The organism is Bordetella sp. BOR01 (assembly GCF_019218885.1).
Lineage (GTDB): Bacteria > Pseudomonadota > Gammaproteobacteria > Burkholderiales > Burkholderiaceae_B > Bordetella_A.
The window spans coordinates 309,013-334,664 of the sequence record NZ_JAHUWT010000004.1 but is presented as its reverse complement, the minus strand read 5'-3'; the positions used below and the strand labels follow the sequence as shown (position 1 = coordinate 334,664).

24 protein-coding genes are annotated in these 25,652 nt (G+C 66.3%); 6 read left to right on the top strand and 18 right to left on the bottom strand.

The features are described from left to right. Positions 1 to 79 precede the first annotated feature (79 nt). Complete coding sequence (locus KW845_RS23325) at positions 80 to 1,102, top strand: LLM class flavin-dependent oxidoreductase (protein ID WP_218372147.1); 1,023 nt, start codon at positions 80 to 82, stop codon at positions 1,100 to 1,102. Positions 1,103 to 1,206: 104 nt separating this feature from the next. Continuing rightward, positions 1,207 to 1,596: a thioredoxin gene (trxA, locus tag KW845_RS23320; protein ID WP_218371748.1), complete on the top strand. Its 390-nt coding sequence runs from the start codon at positions 1,207 to 1,209 to the stop codon at positions 1,594 to 1,596. A gap of 12 nt (positions 1,597 to 1,608) precedes the next feature. Here the strand turns inward: trxA and KW845_RS23315 are convergent, their stop codons facing one another. The 6 genes from KW845_RS23315 to KW845_RS23290 form a co-directional block, all read right to left on the bottom strand. Beyond that, entirely contained in the window at positions 1,609 to 2,208 is a 600-nt protein-coding gene (locus tag KW845_RS23315; protein ID WP_218371747.1) for a YigZ family protein, read from the bottom strand. 42 nt (positions 2,209 to 2,250) lie between these two features. Further along, positions 2,251 to 3,123: a transporter substrate-binding domain-containing protein gene (locus KW845_RS23310; protein WP_218371746.1), complete on the bottom strand. Its 873-nt coding sequence runs from the start codon at positions 3,121 to 3,123 to the stop codon at positions 2,251 to 2,253. A gap of 34 nt (positions 3,124 to 3,157) precedes the next feature. Next, entirely contained in the window at positions 3,158 to 3,931 is a 774-nt protein-coding gene (locus tag KW845_RS23305; protein ID WP_218371745.1) for an ABC transporter permease, read from the bottom strand. Further along, positions 3,928 to 4,926 (bottom strand): ABC transporter substrate-binding protein, encoded by a 999-nt coding sequence (locus tag KW845_RS23300; RefSeq protein WP_218371744.1) that lies wholly within the window; start codon positions 4,924 to 4,926, stop codon positions 3,928 to 3,930. Before KW845_RS23300 ends, KW845_RS23305 begins: the two co-directional genes overlap by 4 nt. Positions 4,927 to 5,014: 88 nt before the next feature. After that, positions 5,015 to 5,773 (bottom strand): ABC transporter ATP-binding protein, encoded by a 759-nt coding sequence (locus KW845_RS23295; RefSeq protein ID WP_218371743.1) that lies wholly within the window; start codon positions 5,771 to 5,773, stop codon positions 5,015 to 5,017. Positions 5,774 to 5,923: 150 nt separating this feature from the next. Further along, a complete protein-coding gene (locus tag KW845_RS23290; protein WP_218371742.1) occupies positions 5,924 to 7,528 on the bottom strand; it encodes an ABC-F family ATPase in 1,605 nt (534 codons plus the stop codon). Between the two features lie 387 nt (positions 7,529 to 7,915). Here KW845_RS23290 and KW845_RS23285 point away from each other — a divergent pair, with 387 nt between their 5' ends. The 4 genes from KW845_RS23285 to KW845_RS23270 all read left to right on the top strand — a co-directional run bounded on the left by KW845_RS23285 (position 7,916) and on the right by KW845_RS23270 (position 12,526). Next, positions 7,916 to 9,040, top strand: coding sequence for a TRAP transporter substrate-binding protein (locus KW845_RS23285; RefSeq protein WP_218371741.1), 1,125 nt, complete (start codon positions 7,916 to 7,918; stop codon positions 9,038 to 9,040). 124 nt (positions 9,041 to 9,164) lie between these two features. Beyond that, positions 9,165 to 9,788: a TRAP transporter small permease subunit gene (locus tag KW845_RS23280; RefSeq protein WP_218371740.1), complete on the top strand. Its 624-nt coding sequence runs from the start codon at positions 9,165 to 9,167 to the stop codon at positions 9,786 to 9,788. Next, entirely contained in the window at positions 9,785 to 11,701 is a 1,917-nt protein-coding gene (locus KW845_RS23275; protein WP_218371739.1) for a TRAP transporter large permease subunit, read from the top strand. The genes KW845_RS23280 and KW845_RS23275 overlap by 4 nt, the downstream gene beginning before the upstream one ends. Before the next feature lie 30 nt (positions 11,702 to 11,731). Next, positions 11,732 to 12,526, top strand: coding sequence for an enoyl-CoA hydratase/isomerase family protein (locus KW845_RS23270; RefSeq protein WP_218371738.1), 795 nt, complete (start codon positions 11,732 to 11,734; stop codon positions 12,524 to 12,526). A gap of 58 nt (positions 12,527 to 12,584) precedes the next feature. On the opposite strand, the gene KW845_RS23265 is transcribed toward KW845_RS23270, so the two are convergent. The 12 genes from KW845_RS23265 to KW845_RS23210 form a co-directional block, all read right to left on the bottom strand. Then, entirely contained in the window at positions 12,585 to 13,562 is a 978-nt protein-coding gene (locus KW845_RS23265) for an LD-carboxypeptidase (RefSeq protein WP_218371737.1), read from the bottom strand. Next, positions 13,559 to 14,008 (bottom strand): tRNA adenosine(34) deaminase TadA, encoded by a 450-nt coding sequence (tadA, locus tag KW845_RS23260; protein WP_218372146.1) that lies wholly within the window; start codon positions 14,006 to 14,008, stop codon positions 13,559 to 13,561. The genes KW845_RS23265 and tadA overlap by 4 nt, the downstream gene beginning before the upstream one ends. A gap of 52 nt (positions 14,009 to 14,060) precedes the next feature. After that, positions 14,061 to 14,909, bottom strand: coding sequence for an HAD family hydrolase (locus tag KW845_RS23255; protein WP_218371736.1), 849 nt, complete (start codon positions 14,907 to 14,909; stop codon positions 14,061 to 14,063). 87 nt (positions 14,910 to 14,996) lie between these two features. After that, positions 14,997 to 15,560 (bottom strand): hypothetical protein, encoded by a 564-nt coding sequence (locus KW845_RS23250; RefSeq protein ID WP_218371735.1) that lies wholly within the window; start codon positions 15,558 to 15,560, stop codon positions 14,997 to 14,999. Positions 15,561 to 15,645: 85 nt separating this feature from the next. Then, positions 15,646 to 16,017: a monovalent cation/H(+) antiporter subunit G gene (gene mnhG / locus KW845_RS23245; protein ID WP_218371734.1), complete on the bottom strand. Its 372-nt coding sequence runs from the start codon at positions 16,015 to 16,017 to the stop codon at positions 15,646 to 15,648. Beyond that, complete coding sequence (locus KW845_RS23240) at positions 16,014 to 16,295, bottom strand: K+/H+ antiporter subunit F (RefSeq protein WP_218371733.1); 282 nt, start codon at positions 16,293 to 16,295, stop codon at positions 16,014 to 16,016. Before KW845_RS23240 ends, mnhG begins: the two co-directional genes overlap by 4 nt. Then, positions 16,292 to 16,768, bottom strand: coding sequence for a Na+/H+ antiporter subunit E (locus KW845_RS23235; RefSeq protein ID WP_218371732.1), 477 nt, complete (start codon positions 16,766 to 16,768; stop codon positions 16,292 to 16,294). Before KW845_RS23235 ends, KW845_RS23240 begins: the two co-directional genes overlap by 4 nt. After that, positions 16,768 to 18,393, bottom strand: a complete 1,626-nt coding sequence (locus tag KW845_RS23230) for a monovalent cation/H+ antiporter subunit D (RefSeq protein WP_218371731.1) — start codon at positions 18,391 to 18,393, stop codon at positions 16,768 to 16,770. Before KW845_RS23230 ends, KW845_RS23235 begins: the two co-directional genes overlap by 1 nt. Continuing rightward, positions 18,390 to 18,734 carry a Na+/H+ antiporter subunit C gene (locus tag KW845_RS23225; RefSeq protein ID WP_218371730.1) on the bottom strand — a complete coding sequence of 115 codons (345 nt, stop codon included), beginning with the start codon at positions 18,732 to 18,734 and terminating at the stop codon, positions 18,390 to 18,392. The genes KW845_RS23230 and KW845_RS23225 overlap by 4 nt, the downstream gene beginning before the upstream one ends. Beyond that, the gene (locus KW845_RS23220; protein ID WP_218371729.1) at positions 18,734 to 21,646 is read right to left on the bottom strand and encodes a monovalent cation/H+ antiporter subunit A; all 2,913 of its coding nucleotides are present in this window, start codon (positions 21,644 to 21,646) and stop codon (positions 18,734 to 18,736) included. Before KW845_RS23220 ends, KW845_RS23225 begins: the two co-directional genes overlap by 1 nt. A 263-nt stretch (positions 21,647 to 21,909) precedes the next feature. After that, positions 21,910 to 24,537, bottom strand: a complete 2,628-nt coding sequence (locus tag KW845_RS23215; protein ID WP_218371728.1) for an AAA family ATPase — start codon at positions 24,535 to 24,537, stop codon at positions 21,910 to 21,912. Further along, positions 24,534 to 25,652 carry a metallophosphoesterase gene (locus KW845_RS23210; protein WP_218371727.1) on the bottom strand — a complete coding sequence of 373 codons (1,119 nt, stop codon included), beginning with the start codon at positions 25,650 to 25,652 and terminating at the stop codon, positions 24,534 to 24,536. The genes KW845_RS23215 and KW845_RS23210 overlap by 4 nt, the downstream gene beginning before the upstream one ends.

Genomic DNA, 25,652 nt, shown 5'->3' with positions numbered 1-25,652 from the left:
GATACACTCTCCATGTAGAGAGCAGGCGCCCACCATGGTTCGGGCGCCTTTGCGCAATGATTTCCAGGAGACCACCACCATGACCGAACTGGCCCGCGTGCCGTTTTCCGTACTAGACCTTGCACCCATCGTGCAGGGCGGCGATGCCGCGGGTGCCTTCCGCAACACGGTCGACCTGGCCCGGCATGTCGAGCGCTGGGGCTACCAGCGGTTCTGGCTGGCCGAACATCACAACATCACGGGTGTGGCAAGCAGTGCCACCGCGGTCATCATCGGGCAGGTAGCGGCGCACACCCAGACCTTGCGCGTGGGCTCGGGCGGCATCATGCTGCCCAACCACGCGCCGCTGATCATCGCCGAACAGTTCGGCACGCTGGAAAGCCTGTTTCCCGGCCGCATCGACCTGGGCCTGGGCCGCGCGCCCGGTAGCGACGGCGCCACGCAGCAGGCCTTGCGGCGCGGCCCGCGCAGCGGCCTGGAGTTTCCCGCCCTGCTCGACGAGCTTCGTGCGCTGCTGGCACCGGCGCAGCCGGGCCAGGCCGTGCGCGCCATTCCCGGTGCCGGGCTGGACATTCCCATCTGGCTGCTGGGCTCCAGCGACTTCAGCGCCCGCCTGGCCGCCGAACTGGGCCTGCCCTTCTCGTTCGCCGGCCATTTCTCGCCCGAGGGCATGGCGGCCATGCGGCTGTACCGCCACCTGTTCAAGCCATCGCCCGGGCTGGCGCGCCCCTACGCCATGATAGGCGTACCGGTGATAGCCGCCGACACCGACGAGCAGGCGCAGTACCTGGCCACTACGCAGCAACAGAAATTCCTGTCGCTGATTCGTGGCAACCGCCTGGCGTTGCAACCACCTGTCGACAGCATGGACGGGCTGTGGAATGAATGGGAACGCCAGGCTGTGCAGCAGAAGCTGGCCGCATCCATCGTGGGCGGCCCCGATACGGTCAAGCAGGGCTTGCAGGACTTGGTTGCACGAACCGAGGCCGATGAAGTCATGATCGTTTCCGACTTCCATCACCACGCCGATCGCCTGCGTTCGTACGAAATAATTGCCGCGCTGAAAGATGGCGCCGGCACCGCCACCCAGGCCGCGGCATAGGCCTGTACGGCCCGCCCCAGGCGGGAACCCGCGTGGGCCAACGGCCCGCCCAATCGGCCGATCCGGCCATGGACACCGCCCATCCGGCGGTAAGGACGCCAAGCATGAGCAGTATCGTTGAACTGACCAAAGATTCCTTCCAGGAAGCCATCACGCCCGACAACACCCTGATCGTCGATTTCTGGGCCCCCTGGTGTGGCCCTTGCCGCGGCTTCGCCCCGGTGTTCGAGAAGGCCGCCGAGCAGAATCCCGACGTGACTTTCGCCAAGGTGAACACCGATGTCGAACAAGAATTGGCCGGCGCGCTGGGCATCCGTTCGATCCCCACGCTGATGGTGTTCCGCGAGCAAGTATTGCTGTTCTCGCAGCCGGGCGCCTTGTCGGGCGGCCAGCTCGACGAGCTGCTCGAGAAGATCAAGGCGGTGGACATGGAAAAAGTGCACCAGGAAATCGCCGCTGCACAAGACGGCAGCGACGCCGGCAACGACAAATAAACCCGGGGCGCATCATCCCGCTGGCGGACCCTGCACCTGCCAGCGGGCCCGCCCGCGCGTGATGTCGGCCACGGTGCGCGCCAGGCCGTCCAGCACGTGTCGCGGCACGACCAGCTCCAGCGCGACGCCGTCGCCATCGAACGATTCGTGCTGTACCACGGCGCCGGCCTGCGCGACGCGCGCTTTCAAGAGTGGCAATTCGGCATAGTCGCAGCGGCAGCTTACTGCCACGGTATCGACGATCGCCACGCGCGGCCCCAGGCGCAGGCATTGCGCCGCGCAACCGCCGTAGGCGCGCACCAACCCGCCGCCCCCCAGCTTGATGCCGCCAAACCAGCGCACCACCAGCACGGCCACCTGATCCAACCCCTGCCCGTCGATGGCTTGCAAGATGGGCCGCCCGGCGGTGCCCGCGGGTTCGCCGTCGTCGTTGAACCGGTAGGCTTGCCCGATACGATAGGCCCAGCAGTTGTGCGTGGCCGCCGGGTCGCTGTGCGCCGCAAAGAATGCCATGGCCTGGTCGACGCTGGCCACGGGGGCCGCATGGACCGCAAAGCGGCTTTTCTTGATGTCTTCGTGGTAGGCGCAGGATGCGCTCAGTGTGTCGCTCATACGCCGCGATTGTAGGCGCGCCAGGCTCGCCCCTGGGTCGATTCAGCCGCCGTGGCAGTCGGGGACTTCCTGGTCCAGGTAGACATCGAAGGCCACGTCGCGTGCCCATTTGCCTGTCATGGCACGCCAGGCGCCCTGGCCCTGCCATTCCCGCATGGCGGCGGCCAGCCACCGGCCCGCCGCCGTATCGTCGGCGCGCACCAGCCAGACACGCTCGGCCTCGGGCCCATCGAGCGGCAGCGTGGCCGAGAATTTCTTCCATTCGGGAAACTGCATCAGCGCGGCCCAGGTCGTGTCATCGACCAGGCCGATGTCGCAAGCACCCTCGCGTACGGCGACCAAGGCATCGGACGGCACCCGGTATGTGCGCACGATGGCGCCCCAGTGCGCCGCCAGGGCTTGCGCCTGGACCGCGGCGGTCGACATGCACACGCTGCGGCCTTTTACCTGCCGCCAATTGCGCAATGCGGTATCGCTGCGAATGACGGCCTTGGGGCGGGCCCGGTACCCGGCCGGCACCACGGCCACATCAGCCGCATCCAGGCCCGGTGCCGACTGCCCGGCCACGCGATCGGCCAGCAGCAGATCGACCGTGCCGTCGGCCAGGACCGACGCGCGCAGGGTCGGCTCGACCTGCACGAGCTCGACCGGCAGGCCCAGGTGTTCGCCCAGCTTGGTCGCCATGACGCCATCCAGGCGCTCGGGCGTGCGGATCTTGGCGCCTGCCACGGCCGGCGGCGCCAGGTAAGGCACCCCCACCACCAACACCCCGCGCTGGCGTGCCTGCGCAAAGGGTAGGCCGGCCGGCTCGGCAGCCGCCATCGCGGATGCGCACAACAGCCACGCCAGGCCGGCGGCGGCCAAGGCCGCCACCGGGCGGGATCGGCGAACGAAGAAGCGCAACCTGGGGATCATGGCATGCGGCGGGCTTGCGCCCGCCTTCCCTTTTCTACACGTACTGGTACCGCAGCAAGCGGTGCTTGAGGTTCTCGAGCACGAACTGGTCGATCAGCGCGGCCAGGATGGCAATGACCAGGATATTGGCCATGACGCCTGTCATGTCGGCGATCTCGCCCGAATAGGCCAGCGAACGGCCCAGGCCCTTGCCGAAGCCGATCAGCATCTCGGCCGAGATCAGGGCCCGCCACGCATTGCCGAACGCCAGCTGGGCGCCGGTGATCAGTTCGGGCATGACCGCGGGCAAATACACGCGCTTGATCAAGCCCCAGGGCGTGGCCCCCATGACGCGGGCCGCCGACACATGCACGCGCTGCACCGACTCGGTGGCGTTCATGACGCTGAGCGCGGCCGGGAAGAACGCCGCCAGCGCCACCACCACGATGATCGGCGTGTTGCCGAACCCCATCACGATCAGGAACAGCGGCACCCACGCGATCGACGGAATCGATTGCAGGATGACGATGGCGCTGCGCAGCACTTCGCGAAAGAAGTACAGCACGGCGGCCACCAGCCCGAAGCCGATGCCCGCCAATAGCGCCAGGCCATAGCCGGCGCCCAGGCGGCCCAGCGTACCCAGCAGGCTTTGGTGGAAAGCCGATTCGCCCAGGTCCTGCACCAGGCGCGCCACCACGGCAGGCACGCCCGGCATCAGGAAATCGGGCAAGGCCCAGGCGGCCGCCTGCCACAGCAAGAAAATGAAGGCCACGCCAAGCACCCCGGCCAGGTGCTTGCGCAGGCCGGTGACACGGGTCGAGGAGCTCAAAGCTTGCGCGCCTCTTGCCAGGACAGGTCGACGATGCCGGACACGTCGTACGGCTTGCCGTCACGCGTCTTCAGCGAACCCTGGTCTTGCAGGATGCCGGCGATTTCCTGCATGCGGGCGGTATCCTTGTCGGTCAGCTTGGCGGTAAAGACCTGCGTCTTGATCGCTTCGGCAATGACCGTCTCGCGCGGCAGCTCGCCACGCTCGCGCGTCTTCAGGGTCGGTTCGGCGATGAAATACGAGGCGATCAGCTTCGAGGCCTGGGCGGGATCCTGCTGCAGCAGGTCGATGGCGGCCTTCTGGGCGTCGAGCGCCTTCCAGACGTCATCCTTGCGCTTGGCCAGCACATCGCCCGAGGTGATCACGACCATGCACGGGAACGGCCACGCCTGGCCCACTTCGTAGATCTGCTTGACCGGCGCCACCAGTTGGGCGATGCGGTCGTAGGGCTCGAACAGGAACGCCGCGTCGACGCGCTGGCCCACCAGCGACTGCACGGCCACGGCGGGGCTGACGCCCATGATATTGACGTCCGACGGCTGCAGGTTGCCTTCTTTCAGTACCACGCCCTTGAGCACGACGTCGGCCGTGCTGCCCTCTTTCTGCGAGGCCAGGCTCTTGCCCTTGAGGTCGGCGATGCTGTTGATGCCGGAATCATCGCGCACCACCAGCGAGTGGTAGCCCTGCTGCGCGCCACCCACCACTTTCAGGTCGGCGCCCTTCGAGGCCCAGGCCACCGCATTGGTGAAACCCAGCACGCCGATATCGGCCTGGCCGCCCACGATGGCCTTGATCAGGTCGGTACCCGACTTGAATTCGATCAGCTCGGTATCCAGGCCGGCGTTCTTGTAGAAGTCGCCCTCTTGCGCCACGATGGCTTGCGCATCGTCCATGACGCGCAGGTAGCCGATGCGGAATTTCTCGGCGGCCATGGCCGGGGCTGCCGCCACCAATGCCGCAGCCAGCGGCAGTGACAGCCATTGCTTCAATTTCATAGTGTGCTCCAGTGCGTGGATATATAGGTATGGGTATGGATTCGGCCGCTACACCTGGGCCTGGCCCCGGCGCCTATGCCGCCAGCGATCAGGCGGCCAGCGCCACGTCGCCGTCGGCGACCTGGATGCCCAGCAGACTGAGAATTTCGCGTTTTTCGCCGGCTAGATCGGCCAGGTCATGGGTCTTGCGGCGATGCATGAGATTGAATTCGCGCAGCACGCGTGCCGGGCGCGGGCTGAAGACCACGATGCGGTCAGCCAGAAACAGGGCCTCGTCGACATCGTGGGTCACCAACAGCACCGACGGTTTTTCCTGCTGGATCAACTGGCGCAGCACGTCTTGCAGGCTAAGGCGGGTCAGTGCGTCCAGCGCGCCGAAGGGTTCGTCCATCAGCATGGTCTTGGGCTGGGCGATGAAGGCCCGGGCCAGCGCGGCGCGCTGGCGCATGCCGCCCGATACTTGCTGCGGGAAATAGTGCTCGAAGCCGACCAGGCCCACGCGGTCCAGCCACGCCATGGCTTTCTGGCGTGCTTCGGCCTTGGGCACGTTCTGGAATTCCAGTGCCAGCGACACGTTGTCGCGCAGCGTCAGCCATGGGTACAGGGCGTGTTCCTGGAATACCAGCGTGCGGCTGGGATGCGGTCCGGCCACCGGCGTGCCGTCGGCCAGCACCTGGCCCTGGCTGGGCGACTCCAGGCCTGCCGCCATGTGCAACAGCGTCGACTTGCCGCAGCCCGACGGGCCCACCAGGGCGACCAGCTCGCCGGTCTTGAATTCACTGGAGAACCCGTCCACGACCTGCAGCGCACCGAAGTTCTTGTGGACGTGATCGAAAGTAAGGTTCATAAGGCGGGCTCGCGCGCGGGTAGCGTGGAAATAGACAAGCCCTAATCTAACAACCTGTTATATGAACCCAAACGATATTTTTATAATTCATTAAGAAGTTTTGGTTATATAGAAATGCCGGCCAGGTGCGCCCCCTGGCCCTGCCCGCCGTCAGGCCTCGATACCCCGCGAGGCCAGGTAATCTTCGTAGCCGCCGCGGTAGTCGATGATTTGCCCGTCGGCCAGGATCTCGATCACGCGCGTTGCCAGGCCGGACACGAATTCGCGGTCGTGCGACACGAAGATCAGCGTGCCCTGGTACTTTTCCAGCGCGAACTGCAGCGATTCGATCGATTCCATGTCCAGGTGGTTGGTGGGCTCGTCGAGCAACATGACGTTGTGCCGGCCCAACATCAACCGCCCGAAGGTCATGCGGTTCTTTTCGCCGCCGGACAACACCTTGGGCGCCTTGGGCAGGTCGTCGGCCGAGAACAGCAGGCGGCCCAGCACCGAACGGATGGACTGGTCGTCATCGCCGGGCTGGCGGTATTCGCCCATCCAGTCGAACAAATTGATATCCGTATGCTGGAATTGTTCGGACACATCCTGGGCCATGTAGCCCAGATCGGCGTTGTCGGACCACCTGATCGCGCCGGAATCGGCCGCCAGGTCGCCCGCCAGCATCCGCAGCAGCGTGGTCTTGCCCACGCCGTTGGCGCCGATGATGGCGATTTTCTCGCCTGCGTCGATCATGGCCGAGAAATCGCGGATGACCGGCGCATCGTACGACTTGGACAGCCCTTCGATCGTGGCCGCCAGGCGGTGCATGACCTTGTTCTGTTCGAAGCGGATATACGGATTCTGCCGCGACGAGGGCTTGACCACCACCTGCTCGGCCTTGATGCGGTCGATCTGCTTCAGCCGCGAGGTGGCCTGGCGCGACTTGGACTTGTTGGCAGAGAAGCGGCGCACGAAGTCCTGCAGTTCGGCCACGCGTTCCTTGGCCTTGGCATTGTTGGACACCAGGCGTTCGCGCGCCTGGGTCGAGGCCAGCATGTAGTCGTCGTAGTTGCCGGGATAAATACGGATCTCGCCGTAGTCCAGGTCGGCCATGTGGGAGCAGACCTGGTTCAGGAAATGGCGATCGTGGCTGATGATGATCATGGTGCTCTGGTAGCCATTGAGCACCGTCTCGAGCCAGCGGATGGTATTGATGTCGAGGTTGTTGGTGGGTTCGTCCAGCAGCAGCACGTCGGGGTTCGAGAACAGCGCCTGGGCCAGCAGCACGCGCAGTTTCCAGCCCGGCGCGATTTCGCGCATGGGCAACTGGTGCTGGTCGACACCGAATTCCAGGCCCAGCAGCAGTTCGCCGGCGCGGGCTTCGGCGGTGTAGCCGTCGTATTCGGCGAACTTCGCCTCGAGCTCGGCCGCGCGCATGTAGTCGTCTTCGGTGGCCTCGGCGCTGGCGTAGATGGCATCGCGCTCGGTCATGGCGGCCCACATTTCGGTGTGGCCCATCATCACGACATCAAGCACGCGCAGGTCTTCGAAGGCGAACTGGTCCTGGCGCAGCTTGCCCAGCCGCACCCCGGGCTCGAGCGAGACATTGCCGGCGGACGATTCGAGGTCGCCGCCGATGATCTTCATGAAAGTCGACTTGCCCGAGCCGTTGGCCCCGATCAGACCATATCGGTTGCCCTCCCCGAACTTGACGCTGACGTTCTCGAAAAGGGGTTTGGGGCCGAACTGGATAGTGAGATTGGCGGTAGAAATCACGGATTTTGTATGAAAGGCAAGGCGCCCGCAGACGCGAGGGCTAAACCGGGTAGTGTAGCAAGGATGCGCTTCGGAGGTGGCGCGCCGGGCGAAGGCGGGCAATCGCGCCAATGGCCAAGCGTGGTGGCGTGGGGCCGGATGAGTACGCAAACAGCCTTGCAGCCTGCACACCAATAGGGGTTATTCCCGAGCGTCAGACAATTGTCAGGACCCGTTCAGCACGGTTTAATCCTGATGCGGCCTTTCATTTGGTATACCACGCCCTTTCAACGGGCCGGCCGCCTCGCTTCATGCATTGCGCTTTGTTCTTGCTGCACTCTCAAGCTGTCCATAACAAGCTGTTCAAAACAAGCTGGTTCATGCAGTCCACTCCGGAGACAACAAGCCATGCAACACGCTACATCCTCCCGTCGCCGCTTCATCGCCGGTGCCACTTCCGTCGCAGGCACCGCGGCGTTGGGGTTCCCCGCCATTACCCGTGCCCAGGGCTCGCCCATTTCCCTGCGTTTCCAGAGCACCTGGCCCGCCAACGATATCTTCCACGAGTTCGCGCAGGACTACGCCCGCAAGGTCAATGACATGGCCGAGGGCCAATTGAAGATCGAAGTGCTGCCCGCCGGCGCAGTGGTCAAGGCCTTCGACCTGCTCGACGCCGTTTCCGCCGGCACCCTGGACGGCGGCCATGGCGTGGTGGCGTACTGGTACGGCAAGAACACCGCCGTGGCCCTGTGGGGGTCGGGCCCCTCGTTCGGCATGGATGCCAACATGCTGCTGGCCTGGCACGAATATGGCGGCGGCAAGGATCTGCTGACCGAGATCCAGAAGGCAATGGGGGTCAACGTCGTATCGATGATGTATGGCCCCATGCCGACCCAGCCGTTCGGCTGGTTCAAGAAGCCGGTCACCAAGGCCGAAGACGTCAAGGGCCTGAAGTTCCGCACCGTGGGCCTGGCCATCGATATGTATTCGGCAATGGGCGCCGCAGTCAACGCCCTGCCCGGCGGTGAGATCGTGCCGGCCCTGGACCGCGGCCTGCTCGACGGCGCCGAATTCAACAACGCCTCGTCCGACCTGTCCCTGGGTTTCCAGGATGTATCGAAGATCTGCATGTTGCAGAGCTTTCACCAGAGCGCCGAGCAATTCGAGATCCTGTTCAACAAGAACAAGTACGAAGCCCTGCCCAAGCACTTGAAACACGTGCTGGCCTATGCCGCGCAGGCTGCCAGCGCCGACATGTCGTGGAAAGCGGCCGACCGCTATTCGGCCGACTACATCAAGCTGCAGAAGGATCACAACGTCAAGTTCTACAAGACGCCCGATGCCGTCTTGCAGCAGCAGCTCAAGATCTGGGACGAAATGATCGAGAAGCGCTCGGCCGAAAACCCGCTGTTCAAGAAGGTGCTGGACTCGCAACGTGCCTTCGCCCAGCGGGCAGGACGCTGGCATAACGACACGTCCGTCAACTTCCGGATGGCGTTCAACCACTACTTCGCGCGTAAGCCTGCGGCCTGACCGGCCGTCGGCTGATGTACTGCCGCGGCACCGCACCCGCCTGCCCGGCGCCGGATTCCACTCCCGGCGCCGCGGGCGGGTGTGTCTTTGCCGCCGCCCCGCTCCCTGACCTGGATCGCGCCCGATGCTCAAGCTGATACGCATGGTGGACCGCCTGTCCACCTTCGTGGGCCAGGCTTTCGCCTGGCTCATCGTAGTACTGACCGTGCACATATGTTGGGAAGTCACGGCCCGGTATTTGTTCAATACGCCCAGCGCCTGGGCCTTCGACCTGCAACTGATGTATTACGGCATTCTGTTCATGATGGCTGGCGCATACACGCTGGCCAAGAACGGCCACGTGCGCGGCGACATCCTGTACGGCTTCCTGCCGCCGCGGGTGCAGGCGGGACTGGACATCGTTCTGTACATTGCCTTCTTCATTCCCGGTGTCGTGGCCATGGTATGGGCCGGCTGGTATTACGCGGGCGAATCGATCGCCATCCGCGAGCATTCGTCGCTGATGGCCGACGGCCCCCCTATCTATCCATTCAAGTCCTTCATTCCCATCGCCGGCGCGTTCTTGCTGTTGCAGGGCCTGGCCGAGATCGCACGCTGCGCGCTATGCCTGCGCAACGGTGCCTGGCCCTCGCGCGCCGAGGACGTCGAGGAAGTCGACGTCGACAAGCTCAAGGAGATGGTGCACGTCAAAGACGAAGACATCGCCAAACTCGACCGTTATGTCATCGATGAGGAGAAGGCCAAATGAAGATCCACAAGGCACTGTGGTTTGGCCTGAGCTGCATCGGCATCGTAGTGGCGATGATAGGCTTCCTGACGCCCTGGCACGACATCACCACCGGCCACCTGGGGCTGCTGATGCTGGCGCTGATCGTGGTGGCCATCATGCTGGGCTTTCCCACCGCGTTCACGCTGATGGGCATGGGAGTGATATTCACTTTCCTGGCCTATTACCTGCAGGTACCCGACATACAGCATTCGGTCAGGCAGACACTGGACCTGATGGTGCAGCGTACCTACGCCACCATGACCAACGATGCGCTGATCTCCGTACCGCTGTTCGTATTCATGGGCTACCTGGTCGAGCGCGCCAACCTGATCGAGAAACTGTTCCGCTCGATGCACCTGGCGCTGGCGCGGTTGCCGGGCGCATTGGCCGTGGCCACGCTGGCGACTTGCGCCATCTTCGCCACGGCCACCGGTATCGTCGGCGCGGTGGTCACGCTGATGGGGTTGCTGGCCATGCCGGCCATGCTGAAGGCCGGCTACAGCGTGCGCCTGACGGCGGGCTCCATTACCGCGGGCGGCTGCCTGGGCATCTTGCTGCCGCCTTCGGTCATGCTGATCGTGTACGGCGCTACCACGGGCGTATCGGTGGTGCAGCTCTATGCCGGCGCATTCTTTCCCGGCCTGATGCTGGCGGGCCTGTACGTGCTGTATGTGATGCTGGTGGCCAAGCTGCGGCCGGACATGGCACCGCCACTGACGGCCGAGGAACGGCGCATCGCCCTGCCGGCCGGCGCCGACGCCCTGTCCAGACAGGGCTATACCCATGCCATGACCGGCATGCTGGCCGCCATGTTCAAGGGGCGCCGCAACAGTGCGATATCGATGAGTTTCCTGTCGCGCAATATGTTGCTGGCCTTGGCGCCGCTGATGGCCTTTGCGCTGCTGACCGGATCGGTCTACCACCTGGTGACCCAGCCGCCGGTGGTGTATGAAATTCCAGATGAACTGCGCCTGGGCGGCGGCAACGACTACAGCGGCGGGTTGGCCGAACCACCCATGGAAGACGGTCTGGCCGAGCCGCCGGCCGATGGCGGCCTGGCTGAGCCGCCTGGTGCACCGGCCGAGTCCGCCGCCGCACCGCCGGCCGCGCCTGCATCCGAACCGGGGCTCACGCACGTGCCCGCGCCCGCTGGCTACTGGATCTTCTTCGGCATCTGCCTGGCCATACTGGCGGTCTTCTACGCCATGCTGACCTGGGCCCGCCTGGAAATCTTCAAGATGCTGATGGGCTCGTTCTTTCCATTGGCGATGATGATCGCTGCCGTGCTGGGCTCGATCACGTTCGGGCTGGCCACGCCCAGCGAGGCGGCGGCCATGGGCGCCATGGGCGGCGCACTGCTGGCGCTGGCGTACCGGCGCCTGAACATGCCCGTGCTGAAAGAATCGGTCTTCCTCACGGCCAAGACCAGCGCCATGGTGTGCTGGCTGTTTGTCGGGTCGTCGATTTTCTCGGCTGCGTTCGCGCTGCTGGGCGGCCAGCGCATCATTGAAGAGTGGGTGCTGTCGATGGGGTTGACGCAGATCCAGTTCATGCTGCTGGCGCAGGCCATCATCTTCCTGCTGGGCTGGCCGCTGGAATGGACCGAGATCATCGTGATTTTCATGCCGATCTTCGTGCCGCTGCTGATCACCTTCGATATCGACCCCTTGTTCTTCGGCCTGCTGGTGGCCCTGAACCTGCAGACGGCCTTCCTGTCGCCACCGGTGGCCATGTCGGCCTTCTATCTAAAGGGAATTTCACCGCCGCACGTGACGCTGAACCAGATTTTCCTGGGCATGATGCCCTTCATGGGCATCCAGGTGCTGGCCATTTTCCTGCTGTACATGTTTCCGGGAATCGGCCTGTGGCTGCCCACCGCCTTGTACCGTTGACACTCATCCGCTATTGAAGGAAACCCGCATATGCTGCAAACGCTGGAAGTTGCGTACGGGCCCCAGACCGCCGTGGTCTGGCTGGCCAGGCCCGACGTGCGCAACGCACTGGATGCGCGCCTGATCGCCGAGCTGACCGAGACATTCATGACGCTGGGCGATGACAACGAGGTGCGCGCCATTGTGCTGGCCGGACGTGGCAAGGCCTTCTGCGCCGGTGCCGACCTCAACGCCATGCGCCGCAGCGCGACGGCCAGCGAGGCCGACAACCGCGCCGACGCCCTTGCCATGACCACGCTGCTGCACACTATCCATACCTGCCCCAAACCCACCATTGCGCGGGTGCATGGCCCCTGCATGGCGGGCGGCATGGGCCTGGTCACGGCCTGCGACATTGCAGTGGCTGCCCGCGAGGCGCGCTTTGCCTTGACGGAAACCCGGCTGGGGCTGATACCGGCGATGATCTCGCCCTACGTCTTGCGCGCCATCGGTGCACGCGCGGCCAGCCGCTGGTTCCTGAGCGCCGAAGTATTCGATGCGGCAGAGGCCTGGCGCATGGGGCTGGTGCACGAGCTGTGCGAAGCCGACGAGCTGGACACCCATATCAATGCGCTGCTGGGCAGTTTCATGCTGGCGTCGCCGCACGCGCTGGCCGAATCGAAGCGCCTGATCCGCGACCTGTCGGGCCGCCCGATCGATGCCGCGGTACTGGAAGACACCGCGGCACGGCTGGCGGCCCAACGGGCCACCGATGACGGCCAGGAAGGTGTCGCGGCCTTCCTGGAAAAGCGCGCGCCGCGCTGGGTGCCGCCAGCGCAGGAATAAGGCGGGTCGAGCCGCCGGCGGGGCCTGGCACCTTGTGTGGCAGGCCCCGCCGCATCGCTCAATGATGGTGTTCGTCGATGACCAGGTGCGCCATGCCCGGCTCGGTGGCCAGGCCGACTTTCTTCCCGATGGGCAGGGTAGCCTTGGTGTCGATGTGTCCGTACGGCAGCCCCGTGACCACGGGCACCTTGACGGTGCGCCGCAGCCACTTCAGGACTTCGGGCATGTCATAGCCCGCATCGTGCGGCGCCAGGCGGTAATTGGTGAAATAGCCCAGCACGATGGCTTTCTGGCGCTGCAGGATGCCGGCCTGCCACAACTGCGCCAGCATGCGTTCGACGCGATACGGGTGTTCGGCCACATCTTCCAGGAACAGGATGCCGCCGCGTATGCGCGGCATGTACGGCGTACCCAGCAGCGATACCAGCGTGGCCAGGTTGCCGCCCCACAAGATGCCGCGGCAGTCCACCGGATCGGCGTCCTGCGTTTCGAAACTCAGGATCTCGAGCTCGCCGCGCATCAGTTCGCCGAACAGCGCCGCGGTCAGGTCGTCGACCTGCTTGCCGCCGAAATCGGCCACCGCGGTTGCCCCCGAATAGCTGACCGCTCCGGTCTGCGCCAGCAGCGCCAGGTTGAACGCCGTGAAGTCGCTCATGCCCACGAAGCGCTTGCCACTGTCGGCCATGGCGCGCCAATCGATGCCGGGCAGCAGGCGACTGAGGCCATAACCGCCGCGCGTGACCATGACGATGGGATGCTTCTGGCCTGTGGCGCGCGCCAGGCCGGCAAGACGCTGCTTTTCAGTACCGGCGAAACGCTGATGCACGGCCAGCGCGGCGCGGTCTACGGCGGTCTTGAAACCCTGTTCGGCCAGGCGCTGGCAGGCACGCGCCACCGCGGCCGGATCGCGCACGGCCGAAGATGGCGAAATCAGGTAGATGCCGCTGGCGGCGGGCACGTGGTCGTGATCGTGGCCGCAATCTTCGGCGCAGACATGTCCATGCTGCCCATATGCCGGGCGATGGGGGGTGCTCATGAAAGGGATTCCTTGGTGCGGCGCTCGCGGAAGAACCGGCGCAGCAGGTCGCCGCACGGTTCGGCCAGCACGCCGCCGGTGATGGTGGTGTGATGATTCAGCCGCACGACCGCGCCCACGTCGAGCACGCTGCCGCACGCGCCGGTCTTGGGGTCGGAGGCACCGTAGACCACGCGCGCCAGCCGGGCGTGCAGCATGGCGCCTATGCACATGACGCAGGGTTCCAGCGTGACATACAGGCTGAGGCCCGGCAGCCGGTAATTGTGCAAATGCCGCGCGGCGGCGCGCAAGGCCACGATCTCGGCGTGTGCGGTGGGATCGTGGTCGGTAATGGTGCGGTTGTAGCCCGTGCCCAGCACCTGGCCTTGTGCGTCGACCACCACGGCCCCCACTGGCACTTCACCGGCCTGCCGGGCGGTTTCGGCTTGCTGCAGCGCCAATGCCATCCAGTTGATGTCGCCAGGCTGCGGGTCGGCTGGCAAGGGCGCCAGGCCGGCATCAGCCACGGTACACCCGCGATTTCAGGGTGATGCGGCCGGCCAGGCTGGTGACGGCCTCTTCCAGCCATTGATACAGCTCGGCGTGTTCGTCGTAGCGGGCCTGGTTCAGGTTGGACACGCGGCCTTCTTCGATAAACCCCCAGGCCCGGCTGCGCTTGTCGCGATGTTTGGGGTCCCATACGCCGAAAGCAAAGCCGCCGGCGCGGCGGATCAGCGAGAAGCACGGAATGTCGGTATAGCCGTCGCCCACGAAGACCATCTGGTCGAACGGCACGCGCAAGCGATCTTCGGGGATCTTGCGGTTGACCTCGAAAGGCTTGTTGCGGAACTCGCGCCCGATGATGCCTTTCTGGATATGGAACAGGTAGCGGGTCTTGTCGGTGAAGCTGACCAGCCGCCGCGGGAATTCGATGCCGCCATCCGGGCCGTAGACGAATTCGGACGCCCAGATTTCGGTGAATTCGTGCGCAATGGGCGTCGCGCGCACGACGTCGCCGATGCCGCTGGAGATCAGGTAGAACTCGAGCTGGACTTGCGGATGCTCGGCACGCACCGCCGCGCGCAGGCGCTGGAACAGCGTGGGCACGCCATCGTGCAGCGGCAGGCCGGCGCCCCATTGCGCCAGCCGTTGCTGCGTGATCAGTCCGTTAGTACCGCTGCGTGACAGCTCGATCATCTGGTACAGGTAGGCCGGCACCGGATCCCAGTCTTGGTCGGCCAGCAGCGGGCCCACCTTGTCTTTCCAGAACGCAGCCGTATCCACCCCCAGGCTCTCGAGGAAGCCGGACGTGCTGTCGGGGGCCAGCGTGTCGTCGAAATCGAATATCAGGGCGATGACGTCGGACATGAGTACGGCGGAAAGTCGGCAATAGGCGACATTTTGCCTGATTGCGGCCGCGGGCGGTGCCGCGGCCGCCGCCCTGCCCCTGCCGCCTTACCGCACGGGCACCGGCGTGGCGGGCGTACCCGGCATGGGGGTGCCCGGCACCGCCCCCGGCACGGGGGCAGGCGCGGCCGTGCCCGGTACCGCGGGAGGGACCGTCGTGCCCGGCGCGGCGCCTGGGGGCTGCGTCATCGTGCCCGGCGCGGCGCCGGGAGACTGGGCCGGCACCGGGATCACGGTTTCGCGCAGCACACCACCGCCTTCGACGCTGCCCTTCACACTGCTGGGGGCCGACATCTGGCGCATGCAATCCTGGCGCTGGGTCTGCGGCAGGTTGTTGCAACGCGCCGTGGCGTTGGTGCCGTAGTTGGCCGACTGACCATTATCCAGACGCTTGCGCGCGGCTTCTTCACGCGCCGCGCCGGCTTCCTGCAGGCAAGTGGCCCGGTCCTGGTTGGTCTGGCCGGTATTGCACCGCTGGACGTCGAGTTCGTACTGGGACTGGACGGAGCCGGACGTCGTCGTGCCGGCTGCCTGGGCAACCGTCGCACCGGTCACGCCCGCTGCGCCCAGGATCAGGGCGCAGTACAGTTTCTGCATACGTCGCATGTTCATATTCCGCTCCTAAAGCTTCTACCGCGCCAGGCGCGGCGGTCTTTTTACGTTACGGGAAAGCCGCCTGCGATTGGGAATGCAGATGTTACAAATCCGTCCGACCGTTACGGGTACGGGGTGACGTAGCGGTCGGATACGATTCACCGCGTTTGCGTCGGCCGCGATAGACCGCTGCGCGCATCAGCAGCATGGCCGTAACAGGCGAAGATATCAGCAGCAGCAGCGTGATCAGGATCTCGTGCACCACCGGCCGCTGCTGCAGCGCCGAAAATATCAAGATCGAAGCCAGCAGCACGCAGCCGGCTCCCATGGTGTTGCCCAATGTGGGGGCATGGATGCGGCAATGGAAATTGTTGAAGCGCAGCAGGCCCGCCGAGCCGATCAAGGCCAGCAAGCCCCCCATCACCAGCAGGATGCTGGCCGGGATGCTGGCCCACAGGGGGATGTCGACGTTCATGGTTCGATCACCTCGCCGCGCAGCAGGAACTTGGCCATGGCCGTAGCGCCCACGAATCCGAACAAGGCGATCAGCAGGGCCACGTCGAAGTACACCGGCGTGCCCGACCGCACACCGAAGGTCAGCACGGCCAGCATGCCATTGATATAGAGGGCATCGAGCGCCAGCACCCGATCTTGCGCGGTGGGCCCGCGCACCAGCCGCACAGTGGCGCAGGCCATGCCCAGCACGAAGCACAGCAAGGCGAACGATGCAGCCCAGTACAGGACGAGATTCATTCGAAGATCTCCTTCAGGGTGTGCTCGTAGCGCTGCTTGATCAGGTCGATCCAGGCCTGTTCGTTTTCCAGGTCGAGCACATGCAGCGTCAGTATGTCGTCGGACACATCCACCCACACCGTACCGGGCGTGTAGGTCAGGATGCAGCCCAGCAGCGCCCGTCCATGCGGATCACGCAGTTCGAGCGGAATGTGCACATAGCCGGGGGAAAACTCGCGCCGGGGGTCCAGGATCAGCTTGCCCACCGCGATGTTCGAACGCACCACATCGACCGTTACGCGCCAGGCCAGGCCAGGCACCAGCCACAGCTTGTGCGGCCGGCTGCGTAATGGCCGCAAGCGGCTCGATGCAAAGCCCAGCCACAGGGCCAGGGCGATGCCCAGCGCCACCTGGCCCGCCGAGAACGACTCGTTCAGCAACAGCCAAAGCAGCAGCAGCATGGCCGGCAGCAGGAGTTTGTACCAGCGCCGCATCACTGGCCCTCCAGGCTACGCACCGTGTCGGCCGACAGCACAGCGTCGATATACAGCGCCGGCTGGTCGAGCACGCGCGCCGCTTCGTCGAGGTAGGCCGATACGGGCCCCGCGCCGGCGGCCAGGCCCACGCACAACAGGATCAGCACGGCCACGGGGCCCGCTTCGCTGATGCGCAAACGCGGCGTGCTGCGTTCGTCGGCGCTCCAGAAGATGCGCATGCCGACCCGGCCGAATGCCACGATGCCCGCCAGGCCCGACACCAATACCGCCGCGACCAGGATCCAGGCGTCGGCCGGCTGCGAGGACGCATTGGCCGCGCTGACCGCGGCCGACAGCAGCGAGAACTTGGCCACGAAGCCCGACAGGGGCGGCAAGCCGGTAACCAGCAGTGCGCAGGACACGAAAGCCAGCCCCAGGAAAGCCATGGCGGCCGGAATGGCCACGCCCACCACGTCGTCGGAACGATTGGGGGTCTCGGGATCGTCGAGGTCGAACATATCCATCGTGACCGCCAGCACGTTGGCACCGAACGTGCGCGTGCGCTCGACCAGTTCGACCAGCAGGAAGAAAGCGCCGGTGGTCAGCACCGAGCTGAGCAGGTAGAACAGCGCCGGCCCGGTCAAGGTGACCCCGGGCATGCCCAGCGCGGTCAGCAGCGTGCCGGCCGAGATGATGACGCAGTACCCGACCATTTGCTCGAGCTGCTGGGTGGCCAGCAAGCCGATGGCGCCGAAGACCAGCGTCGCCAGCCCGGCGGCGAACATCCAGTCCAGGCTGAACGCCGCCGGCGCGCCCGTGGGCAGCAGCAGCGACCCGATGCGCAGCAAGGCATAGATGCCGACCTTGGTCATGATGGAGAACACGGCCGCCACAGGCGCGCTGGCCGAGCTGTAGCCGCGCACCAGCCAGAAGTTCAGCGGCCAGGCCCCGGCCTTGACCAGGAAGGCCAGGCCCAGCACTGCCGCCCCGGCCTCGAACAACAGCCGCTCGCTGCCGTGGAGCGTACCCGCACGCACCGCCAGGTCGGCCAGGTTCAGCGTACCGGTGACGCCGTAGATGAGCGCGATGCTGATCAGCAGCAGGAACGAAGCCACCAGGTTGACCACGATGTAGTGCAGGCCCGCGCTGACCCGCGCGACGCCCGACCCGTGCAGCATCAGCCCATAAGAGGCGGCCAGCAGCACTTCGAAGAACACGAACAGGTTGAACAGGTCGCCGGTCAGGAAGGCGCCGTTGAGGCCCATGAGCAGGAACTGGAACAGCGGGTGGAAATGCACGCCCAGGCGGTCCCAGCGCGCCAGGGCATAGATGAGCGCCGCCAGCCCCAGCACGGCGTTGAGCGCCAGCATGATGGCCGACAGCCGATCGACCACCAGCACGATACCGAACGGCGCCGGCCAGTCGCCCGGCAGGTAGACGCCGACGCCGGTGGGCCAATGGCCCCCTGCCCCGGCCGCCAGGGCCAGCAAGGCAATGGCGGCGGCCAGCTGGACCAGCCCCGAGGCCACCGCGATACCGGCGCGCAGGCCGCGGCTGGTATCGGCCAGCAGCAGCATCGCTGCGCCGGCGATCAACGGTACCGCGATGGGATAAATGGGAGCGTGTTGCAGCCAATCGATCAAGATTCCGACTCCCTGCCATCGACGTGGTCAGTACCCGTCAGCCCCCGCGAAGCCAGCAGCACCACCAGGAACAGCGCGGTGGTGGCGAAACCGATGACGATCGCCGTCAGCACCAGGGCCTGGGGCAGCGGGTCGGCCATCGCGGCCGGATCGGGGGCAACGGCGGGATCGATGACCGGCGGAAGGCCCACCGTCAGGCGGCCCATGCCGAAAATGAACAGGTTGACGGCATACGAGACCAGCGTCAGGCCCATGATGACCTGGAAGGTACGCGGGCGCATGATGAGCCATACGCCGGATCCCGCCAGCACGCCGATTGCCGCGGCGTATATCAATTCCATCAGGCAGCACTCCCGGATTGCGTGGCCGCCTGGACTTCGGCGGCCGCCTTGCGTTGCGCGCGCAGCGATTGGTGAGCCAGCGCGACCAATATCAGCAACGTACCCCCGACGACCAGCATATAGACACCTATGTCGAAAAACAGCACGCTGGAAAGATGGATGTGCCCGATCAGGGGCACCGGGATATCCCAGGCCAGCGCCGACAGGAACGGCCGCATGCCCAGCCAGGCCGAGGCGGCGGTAAGGCCGGCCAGCAGCAAGCCCAGCCCGATCCAGTGCTGAGGATTGAGCCGGCTGCGCGATTCAACCCAATAGACGCCGCCCACCATGTATTGCAGGATGACCGCCGTAGCCATCACCAGGCCGCCGACGAAGCCGCCACCTGGCAGGTTATGGCCGCGCAGCAACAGGTAGGCCGATACCATGGCCGCGATGGGCAGCACCAGGCGCACCAGCACGGCCGGCAGTGCCATGGCGTCGTCCGGCAGTAACGCCTGGATGTCCGGCGCCACGGTCGGCGCGCTGGCCTGGTCGCGCTGCTGGTGCGGCAGATCGGCGCTTTCGGGGGCCGGCCGAAAGCGCCGAAGCAAGGCGTACACCGTCAGCGCGACGATGCCGACCACGGTAATCTCGCCCAAGGTGTCGAAGCCGCGGAAGTCGACCAGGATCACATTGACGATGTTGGTGCCGCCGCCTTCGGGCAAAGCCTGGTCGACAAAGAAAGACGAGATGGTCTGCTGCGGCGAGCGCGTCAGCATGGCGTAGGCCAAGGCTGCCATCGAGGTGCCCGCGACAGCCGCAATGATGACGTCGCGCGTGCGGCGCAGGCGCGCGCGCGTCTCGTGCCGCTGGCCTTCGATGCTGCGTTCGATGCGGCGCGGCAGCCAGCGCAGGCCCGACAGCAACAGCACTACGGTGACCACCTCGACGGCCAACTGCGTCAGTGCAAGGTCGGGGGCAGAGAACCAGACGAACGTCAGGCAGGTGGCCAGGCCCGCCCCGCCGGCCATGATCAGCGCCGCCAGGCGGTGGTATTTGGCCTGGAAAGCCGTGCCTATTGCACAGATGCCGCCCACGATCCAGAGCACGGCAAAGGCCGGGTCCAGTGTCGTGATGCCAGCCGGGGCATCGTTCCAGCGGCCGTGGTGCAAGGGCAGCCAGGCCACCAGCAGCGCGCCGACCACGATCAGCACCATCTGCACCTGCAGGCGCGGCGAGGCGATGCGGCTTAGCAGCCAGCTGGCCGCCACGCTGGAATAGTCGAGCAGAAACTCGAACGAGCGCCGGCCGTCCATGCCATAGATGAACGGCACCCGGCCCGGCAGCGCGCGCTGGCGCGCCCGCAGCCCCAGGTACAGCAATATGCCCGCGATCATGGCCGCGAAGCTCATGACCAGCGGCAGGTTCAGCCCGTGCCATACCGACAGGCTGTAGGCGGGCATGGTGGGGCCCAGCACGCTATAGGCCGCGGTATGCAAGAACGGGCCGACGGTAATGCCGGGAATGACGCCCACCACCAGGCAGGTCAGTACCAGCAGCGCGCTGGGCACCAGCATCCAGCGCGGCGGCTCGTGCGGCGCGCGCGGCAGGTCCTGGGCGGGCGGGCCGAAGAAGACCTGCGCGATGAAGCGCAGCGAATACGCCACGCTGAATGCGCTGGCCAGTATGGCCATGGCCGGCAGCCCATACTGGATGACGGGATCGCCGCTGACGAAGGTGGTCTCGGCAAAGAACATTTCCTTCGAGATGAAGCCGTTGAGCAGCGGCACCCCGGCCATGGCCGCCGCCGCCACCGTGGCCAGCGTGGCAGTGATGGGCATGGCCCGCCGCAGCCCGCTGAGGCGACCCAGGTCGCGCGTACCGGTTTCGTGGTCGACGATGCCCGCCGCCATGAACAGCGACGCCTTGAAGGTGGCATGGTTGACCATGTGGAAGATGGCGGCCACCAGCCCCAACGGGCTGTTCATGCCCAGCAGCAGCGTGATCAGGCCCAGGTGGCTGATGGTGGAATACGCCAGCACGCCTTTCATGTCCTGCTGGAAGATTGCCGCGTACGCTCCCAGCACCAGCGAGCACAGCCCTGCCCCGCCAATGATCCAGAACCATTCTTCGGTACCCGCCAGTACCGGCCAGAAACGGGCCAGCAGGAACACGCCCGCCTTCACCATGGTGGCGGAATGCAGATAAGCCGACACCGGCGTGGGCGCCGCCATGGCATTGGGCAGCCAGAACTGGAAAGGGAATTGCGCGCTTTTGGTGAGCGCACCCAGCGCCACCAGGATCACTACCGCGGGGTACCAGGGGTCGGCCCGCACCAGGTCGCCGGACGCCAGCACGCGATCGAGGTCGTAGCTGCCGACAATATGGCCCAGGATGAGCACCCCGGCCAGCAGGCACAGGCCGCCCGCGCCGGTGACGGTAAGCGCCATGCGCGCGCCCCGCTTGGCGTCGAGCCGGTGATGCCAATAGGCAATCAGCATGAACGAGGCCAGGCTGGTCATTTCCCAGAACAGTACGAGCTGGATGAGATTGCCCGACAGCACCACGCCCAGCATGGCGGCCATGAATGCCTGGAAGAACGAGAAAAAGCGCGGCACCGGGTCTTCGGGAGACATGTAGTACCGCGCGTACAGCACCACCAGCGCCCCCATGCCGGAGACGATCAATGCGAACAGCCAGGCAAAGCCGTCCATGCGCAGGGTGAATTGCAGGCCCAATGCGGGCGCCCACGCCAGGTCGGCCCGAATGACACCACCATCGGCGACCTGCGGATACAGGCTGGCGACCAACAGGGTGCATGCCAGCGCGGTAAGGCCGGCCAGCCAGGCCTCGGCATTGCGGGCGTTGGACGGCAGCAGCGCGGCGCACAGGCTGCCGATAAACGGCAGAGCGAGGATAAGAATCAGCGACATGGCGTTCCGGGAGGGCCGGCAACTTGTCTCGTGGAATTGAGGCAAGCATAAAGCCGGGATGACGTTACTCGGAAGCCTGACTTGGCGCGCCGTTGCAGCGACGCCGCGACCGCGGCGCCAGGGCGTCGACAGAGCCGGCCAGGAATCCACCCCGAAAAATATCAGATTCTTGTAAGGTTCGCACGGCGCAATAGCGCGCCTTCATGCCGCCTCACTATGGCGACAGGCACTCAAGAGCCCCGATTTGACCAAAAAAACTTCCCTCAAGACCGCCCAGGCACGCCCCGTACCCCTACCCCCATGTCTTGCCAGGCGTCGGCATGGCAGGTGAACAGCAGCACCTGATGGCGCGACGCCGCGTCATACAGGGCGCGCTTCATCAACTCGCGCCGGCCCTCATCCGCGTGCACCAGCGTGTCATCGAGTACCAGCAAGGTCGGGCGGCCGGCCTGTTGCAGCAGGTCGGCATAGGCCAGCCGCGCCAGCACACCCAGTTGTTCGCGGGTGCCGAAACTGAGCGCCTCGATCGCGTCGTCGCCATTGCCGCGCGCCAGGGCCGCGGGCATCAGCGCATCGTCCAGGCGCCACTGTGCCCCCGGAAACAGCAGGCCCACATAATGCTGCAGGCGGCGCGCCAACGGGTCGAGCAGGCGTTGCGTCGCGGCGGTGCGGCGTTCGCCCAGCAACTGCCATAACAAGTCCAATGCCTGTGCCCGCGTGGCAAACTCGTCGCGCCGGCGGGCCAGCCGCTGCGCGTCGGCCTGTGCCTGCAGCAGCTGTTCGCCCACGCCCTGCGCCTGGGCTTGCTCGAGCTTACCCTGCAACTGCAGCAGTTCCGCATGCCGGCGCTGCTGCACCTCGCGCGCCAGCACGGCCGATTGTTCGAAGCGCTGCGCATCCTGCTCGATGAGTTCCGGCTGGTGAGCCTGCAAGGCCGCCTGCGCCACCTGGAAGCGCTGCGCCAGCGTATCGCGGCGGGCCCGCGCCTCGACCAGCTTGGCGCCACGCTGCTCGCGCTGTTCGGCGCGCCCGGCGGCCATGAACTCACCCTGCTGGGCCGTCCATTGTGCCTGCAGCATCTGCGCCCGCGCCTGCTGCGTATCCAGCGCCGTACGGGCGGCGATCACCCCCTGCGCAGCGTGCTCGGCTTCGGTGGCAGCCATGCGCAAGCCCTGCTGCGCCTGGGCCAGGTCGAGCGGGTCGAGCGCTTCGGGCAGGCTGGCGCGCAGCGCCTGAAGCTGCGTGCGCCGCGCTTGGGCCTGCGAATGCGTCGCCTGTAAAGCCTCGGCACCTTCCGGCGCCTGGATCCGCAAATGCTGGTGCGCCATCTCCAGGTCGCGGCGTGCCTGTTCGTGGGCGACGGCGCGCGTCTCGGCCTGGGCCAGGCTGGCCACGCCCAGACCAGCCAGCACCGCCTCGCGCTCGGTCCGCGCCGCCTGCAGTGCGGCCTGCACGGCGGGCAGGTCTTGCCCGCCCGGCTCGATACGCAAGGATCCGAGGCCCGGGATGTGCAGCTCGGCCGCTTCGGCCAGCAGCACATCGCCCTCGCCCACCAGCACTGCGCCATCCAGTTCCACTTGCTGGCCGGCCGCCAGGCGATGGTGCAGCCGCGTCGCGCCGGCACGCTGCTGCATCTGCAATTGCACGATGCGCTGTTCCAGATCCCGCAGGGCACGCAAGCTGCCTGCATCGATCGCCAGGCCGGCTGCCGTGTGCTGCAGTGCGTGGATCTGCTGGGCCAATCGCCCGGCCTGGGCGATGGCGTCTTCGGTACGCTGCAATTCGCGGTCCAGCCGCGCCAGTTGTTCGTCGCAATCGTGCCGCTGGGCCGCCTGCTGCGCGGCCGCGACCTGTGCCTGGCAGTGCGCCAGGCGCTCGGCACCCTGCTGCTGCAGTTGCAGTGCCCGTTGCAGCGCGGCGCGGGCCGGCGACAGGCCGCTGGCGGCGCTTTCTGCCTGGGCTTGCAGGTCGCGCAGTGCCTCGCTGTCGCGCTGATCGCGGTCGACCTGCTCGTGCAGCAGGCCCAGCGTATCGTCGGCTTGCGCCAGCTCGCGCTGCAAGCCCGCCAGCGCCTCGCGTTCACGGCCGATTTCGGACAGGCGTACCCGCGCCTGCGCCGCGCGCTGTTCCAGGTCGAGCCAGGGCTGTTCTTGCTGGGCTTTGTCGTAATCGCGGCGCAACGCGGCCAGGCGATCGACATCGGCATCCAGCGCCCGCTTGGCCGCGGCCAGCGTGTCAGCGGCCTGCGCGGCACGCTGGCTTGCATCTTCGGCCTCTTTGTAGGGGCCCTTGGGCCGGCCGCTGCGCGCATCGCGCAGCGCGGCACGCTCGGTCTCGACCCGCCCGTAGAGATAATCGCCGTCGGCCGACGCCAGTTCGCCGGTCAGGCGCGTCAACGCGTCGCGCAGATGCGCTTGTGCGTGGCCGGCGGGGTCGGCCAGGTTCTGCCCTTCGCCTTGCTGGGTCCAGAGCAGCCCGGGAATGCCGCCGTGTTCCGGTCGGCTGTGCCCCTTGGCGGGAAATTCGAAACCCAGCAGGCTGGCCAGCGCGTTCTCGGCTGCCTCGCCCTCGTGGCGCTCGGCGCCATCGTCGACCAGCAATTCGCAACGCGCGCGGCTGAGGAAGGTCTTGCGCAGCAAATAGCGATGCTGACCATGCTCGAAAGCGATCTCGACCGAGGGCCTGGCGCCCTGCATGCCCCACGGCGCCAGGCCGGCCACCTTGGTGGTCTTGTAGCGTTCCAGGAAGGCGGCACGGATGGCAGCCACGAAAGTGCTCTTGCCGGCCTCGTTCGGGCCGGCGATCACGTTCAGGCCGTCGGCCAGTTCGTCCAGCACGACTGGGGCGCGAAACTTGCGGAATTCTTCCAGCGCGATACGACGCAGCTTCATGGCGATTCCGTGCGTTCGCGCTGGAACTGCACCAGCAGGCGCAGGGCCTGCCGGGCGGCCCCGGCCTGGGCCGGGTCGTCTTGCAGCGCCTGCAATTGCGCGGCCACTTCACCCACGTAGCCGCTTGCGCCCAGGGCAGCCAGGTCGTGCGAATCGGGCGCCAGCGACAAGTCCGCGGTATCGAGCAGCAGCGCGCGCGTGCGTGCCGCGGCGCGGGCAATGGCCTCTTGCAGCGCGTCCCAGGCCTCGAGAGACAACTGCCCCGACAGCTCGAGCCGCAGCACATCGTCGGCGCCCACGGCCTGCAGGCGATGCGCCAGGGATTCGGCATCCGAAGGCAGCGTCAACGATTGAGCCCATTGCGCCCACCGATAACGCGCCACCGGCAAGGTCTCGACCACCGGTTCGGCGCCGTTACCCGGCAGCCGCACGTCCAGGATGCTGCCCGACGCATTGGCGCGGAAGCGATCGGGCTCGGGCGTGCCGGCATACCAGGTGCGGGCATCGATCTGCAGGCAGCCATGCCAGTCGCCCAGCGCCAGGTACTCGAGCCGGGCCCGCTGTACGCGATCGGCGGCAATGGGGTTGGCCGAATCGACGGTATCGGGCAGCCGGCCCGCCACGCTGCCATGGGCCAGGCCGACACGCACGCGGCCCGGTGCCGTGGCCAGCGTGTCGAAGACAGCCGTGGTGTCGTCGTAGGTGTGGCGCTGCGTCAGGGGCGCAGCCAGTACGGCCAGGTTCAGTCCAGGCAGGTCGACCACGCCGGGCCGCAGCGGCACGTGCACATTGGCGCCAATACAACCCAGCTGGTGCGCGCGCGACCACACGCTGTCGGCCAGTGCCGCGTCGTGGTTGCCGGCGATGAGCACCCAGGGGCCGGCATAGGCCGCCAGCGCATCGAACAGGCGCCGGATACTGCGGTCGGACACCGCTTGCGTATCGAACACATCGCCAGCCACCAGCACCGCATCGGCGCGGCGCTCGGCCGCCACGGCGGCGATGCGCGCCACGGCCTCGTAGCGGGCCTCGGCCAGCATGGCGGCGTCATCGGTATCGAACTGGCCGTACTGCCGTCCGATCTGCCAATCGGCGGTGTGGATGAGATGGATCAC

What these genes read in the sequence shown, in the direction of transcription:
- KW845_RS23325 (WP_218372147.1), top strand. Translation starts at nt 80, where the DNA reads ATGACCGAACTGGCCCGCGTGCCGTTTTCCGTACTAGACCTTGCACCC.
- KW845_RS23310 (WP_218371746.1), bottom strand. Translation starts at nt 3,123, where the DNA reads ATGATCCCCAGGTTGCGCTTCTTCGTTCGCCGATCCCGCCCGGTGGCG.
- KW845_RS23300 (WP_218371744.1), bottom strand. Translation starts at nt 4,926, where the DNA reads ATGAAATTGAAGCAATGGCTGTCACTGCCGCTGGCTGCGGCATTGGTG.
- KW845_RS23240 (WP_218371733.1), bottom strand. Translation starts at nt 16,295, where the DNA reads ATGAATCTCGTCCTGTACTGGGCTGCATCGTTCGCCTTGCTGTGCTTC.
- KW845_RS23255 (WP_218371736.1), bottom strand. Translation starts at nt 14,909, where the DNA reads ATGTCCGACGTCATCGCCCTGATATTCGATTTCGACGACACGCTGGCC.
- KW845_RS23275 (WP_218371739.1), top strand. Translation starts at nt 9,785, where the DNA reads ATGAAGATCCACAAGGCACTGTGGTTTGGCCTGAGCTGCATCGGCATC.
- KW845_RS23280 (WP_218371740.1), top strand. Translation starts at nt 9,165, where the DNA reads ATGCTCAAGCTGATACGCATGGTGGACCGCCTGTCCACCTTCGTGGGC.
- KW845_RS23265 (WP_218371737.1), bottom strand. Translation starts at nt 13,562, where the DNA reads ATGAGCACCCCCCATCGCCCGGCATATGGGCAGCATGGACATGTCTGC.
- KW845_RS23295 (WP_218371743.1), bottom strand. Translation starts at nt 5,773, where the DNA reads ATGAACCTTACTTTCGATCACGTCCACAAGAACTTCGGTGCGCTGCAG.
- tadA (WP_218372146.1), bottom strand. Translation starts at nt 14,008, where the DNA reads ATGGCATTGGCGCTGCAGCAAGCCGAAACCGCCCGGCAGGCCGGTGAA.
- KW845_RS23315 (WP_218371747.1), bottom strand. Translation starts at nt 2,208, where the DNA reads ATGAGCGACACACTGAGCGCATCCTGCGCCTACCACGAAGACATCAAG.
- trxA (WP_218371748.1), top strand. Translation starts at nt 1,207, where the DNA reads ATGAGCAGTATCGTTGAACTGACCAAAGATTCCTTCCAGGAAGCCATC.
- KW845_RS23220 (WP_218371729.1), bottom strand. Translation starts at nt 21,646, where the DNA reads ATGTCGCTGATTCTTATCCTCGCTCTGCCGTTTATCGGCAGCCTGTGC.
- KW845_RS23270 (WP_218371738.1), top strand. Translation starts at nt 11,732, where the DNA reads ATGCTGCAAACGCTGGAAGTTGCGTACGGGCCCCAGACCGCCGTGGTC.
- KW845_RS23235 (WP_218371732.1), bottom strand. Translation starts at nt 16,768, where the DNA reads ATGCGGCGCTGGTACAAACTCCTGCTGCCGGCCATGCTGCTGCTGCTT.
- KW845_RS23285 (WP_218371741.1), top strand. Translation starts at nt 7,916, where the DNA reads ATGCAACACGCTACATCCTCCCGTCGCCGCTTCATCGCCGGTGCCACT.
- KW845_RS23225 (WP_218371730.1), bottom strand. Translation starts at nt 18,734, where the DNA reads ATGGAATTGATATACGCCGCGGCAATCGGCGTGCTGGCGGGATCCGGC.
- KW845_RS23215 (WP_218371728.1), bottom strand. Translation starts at nt 24,537, where the DNA reads ATGAAGCTGCGTCGTATCGCGCTGGAAGAATTCCGCAAGTTTCGCGCC.
- mnhG (WP_218371734.1), bottom strand. Translation starts at nt 16,017, where the DNA reads ATGAACGTCGACATCCCCCTGTGGGCCAGCATCCCGGCCAGCATCCTG.
- KW845_RS23250 (WP_218371735.1), bottom strand. Translation starts at nt 15,560, where the DNA reads ATGAACATGCGACGTATGCAGAAACTGTACTGCGCCCTGATCCTGGGC.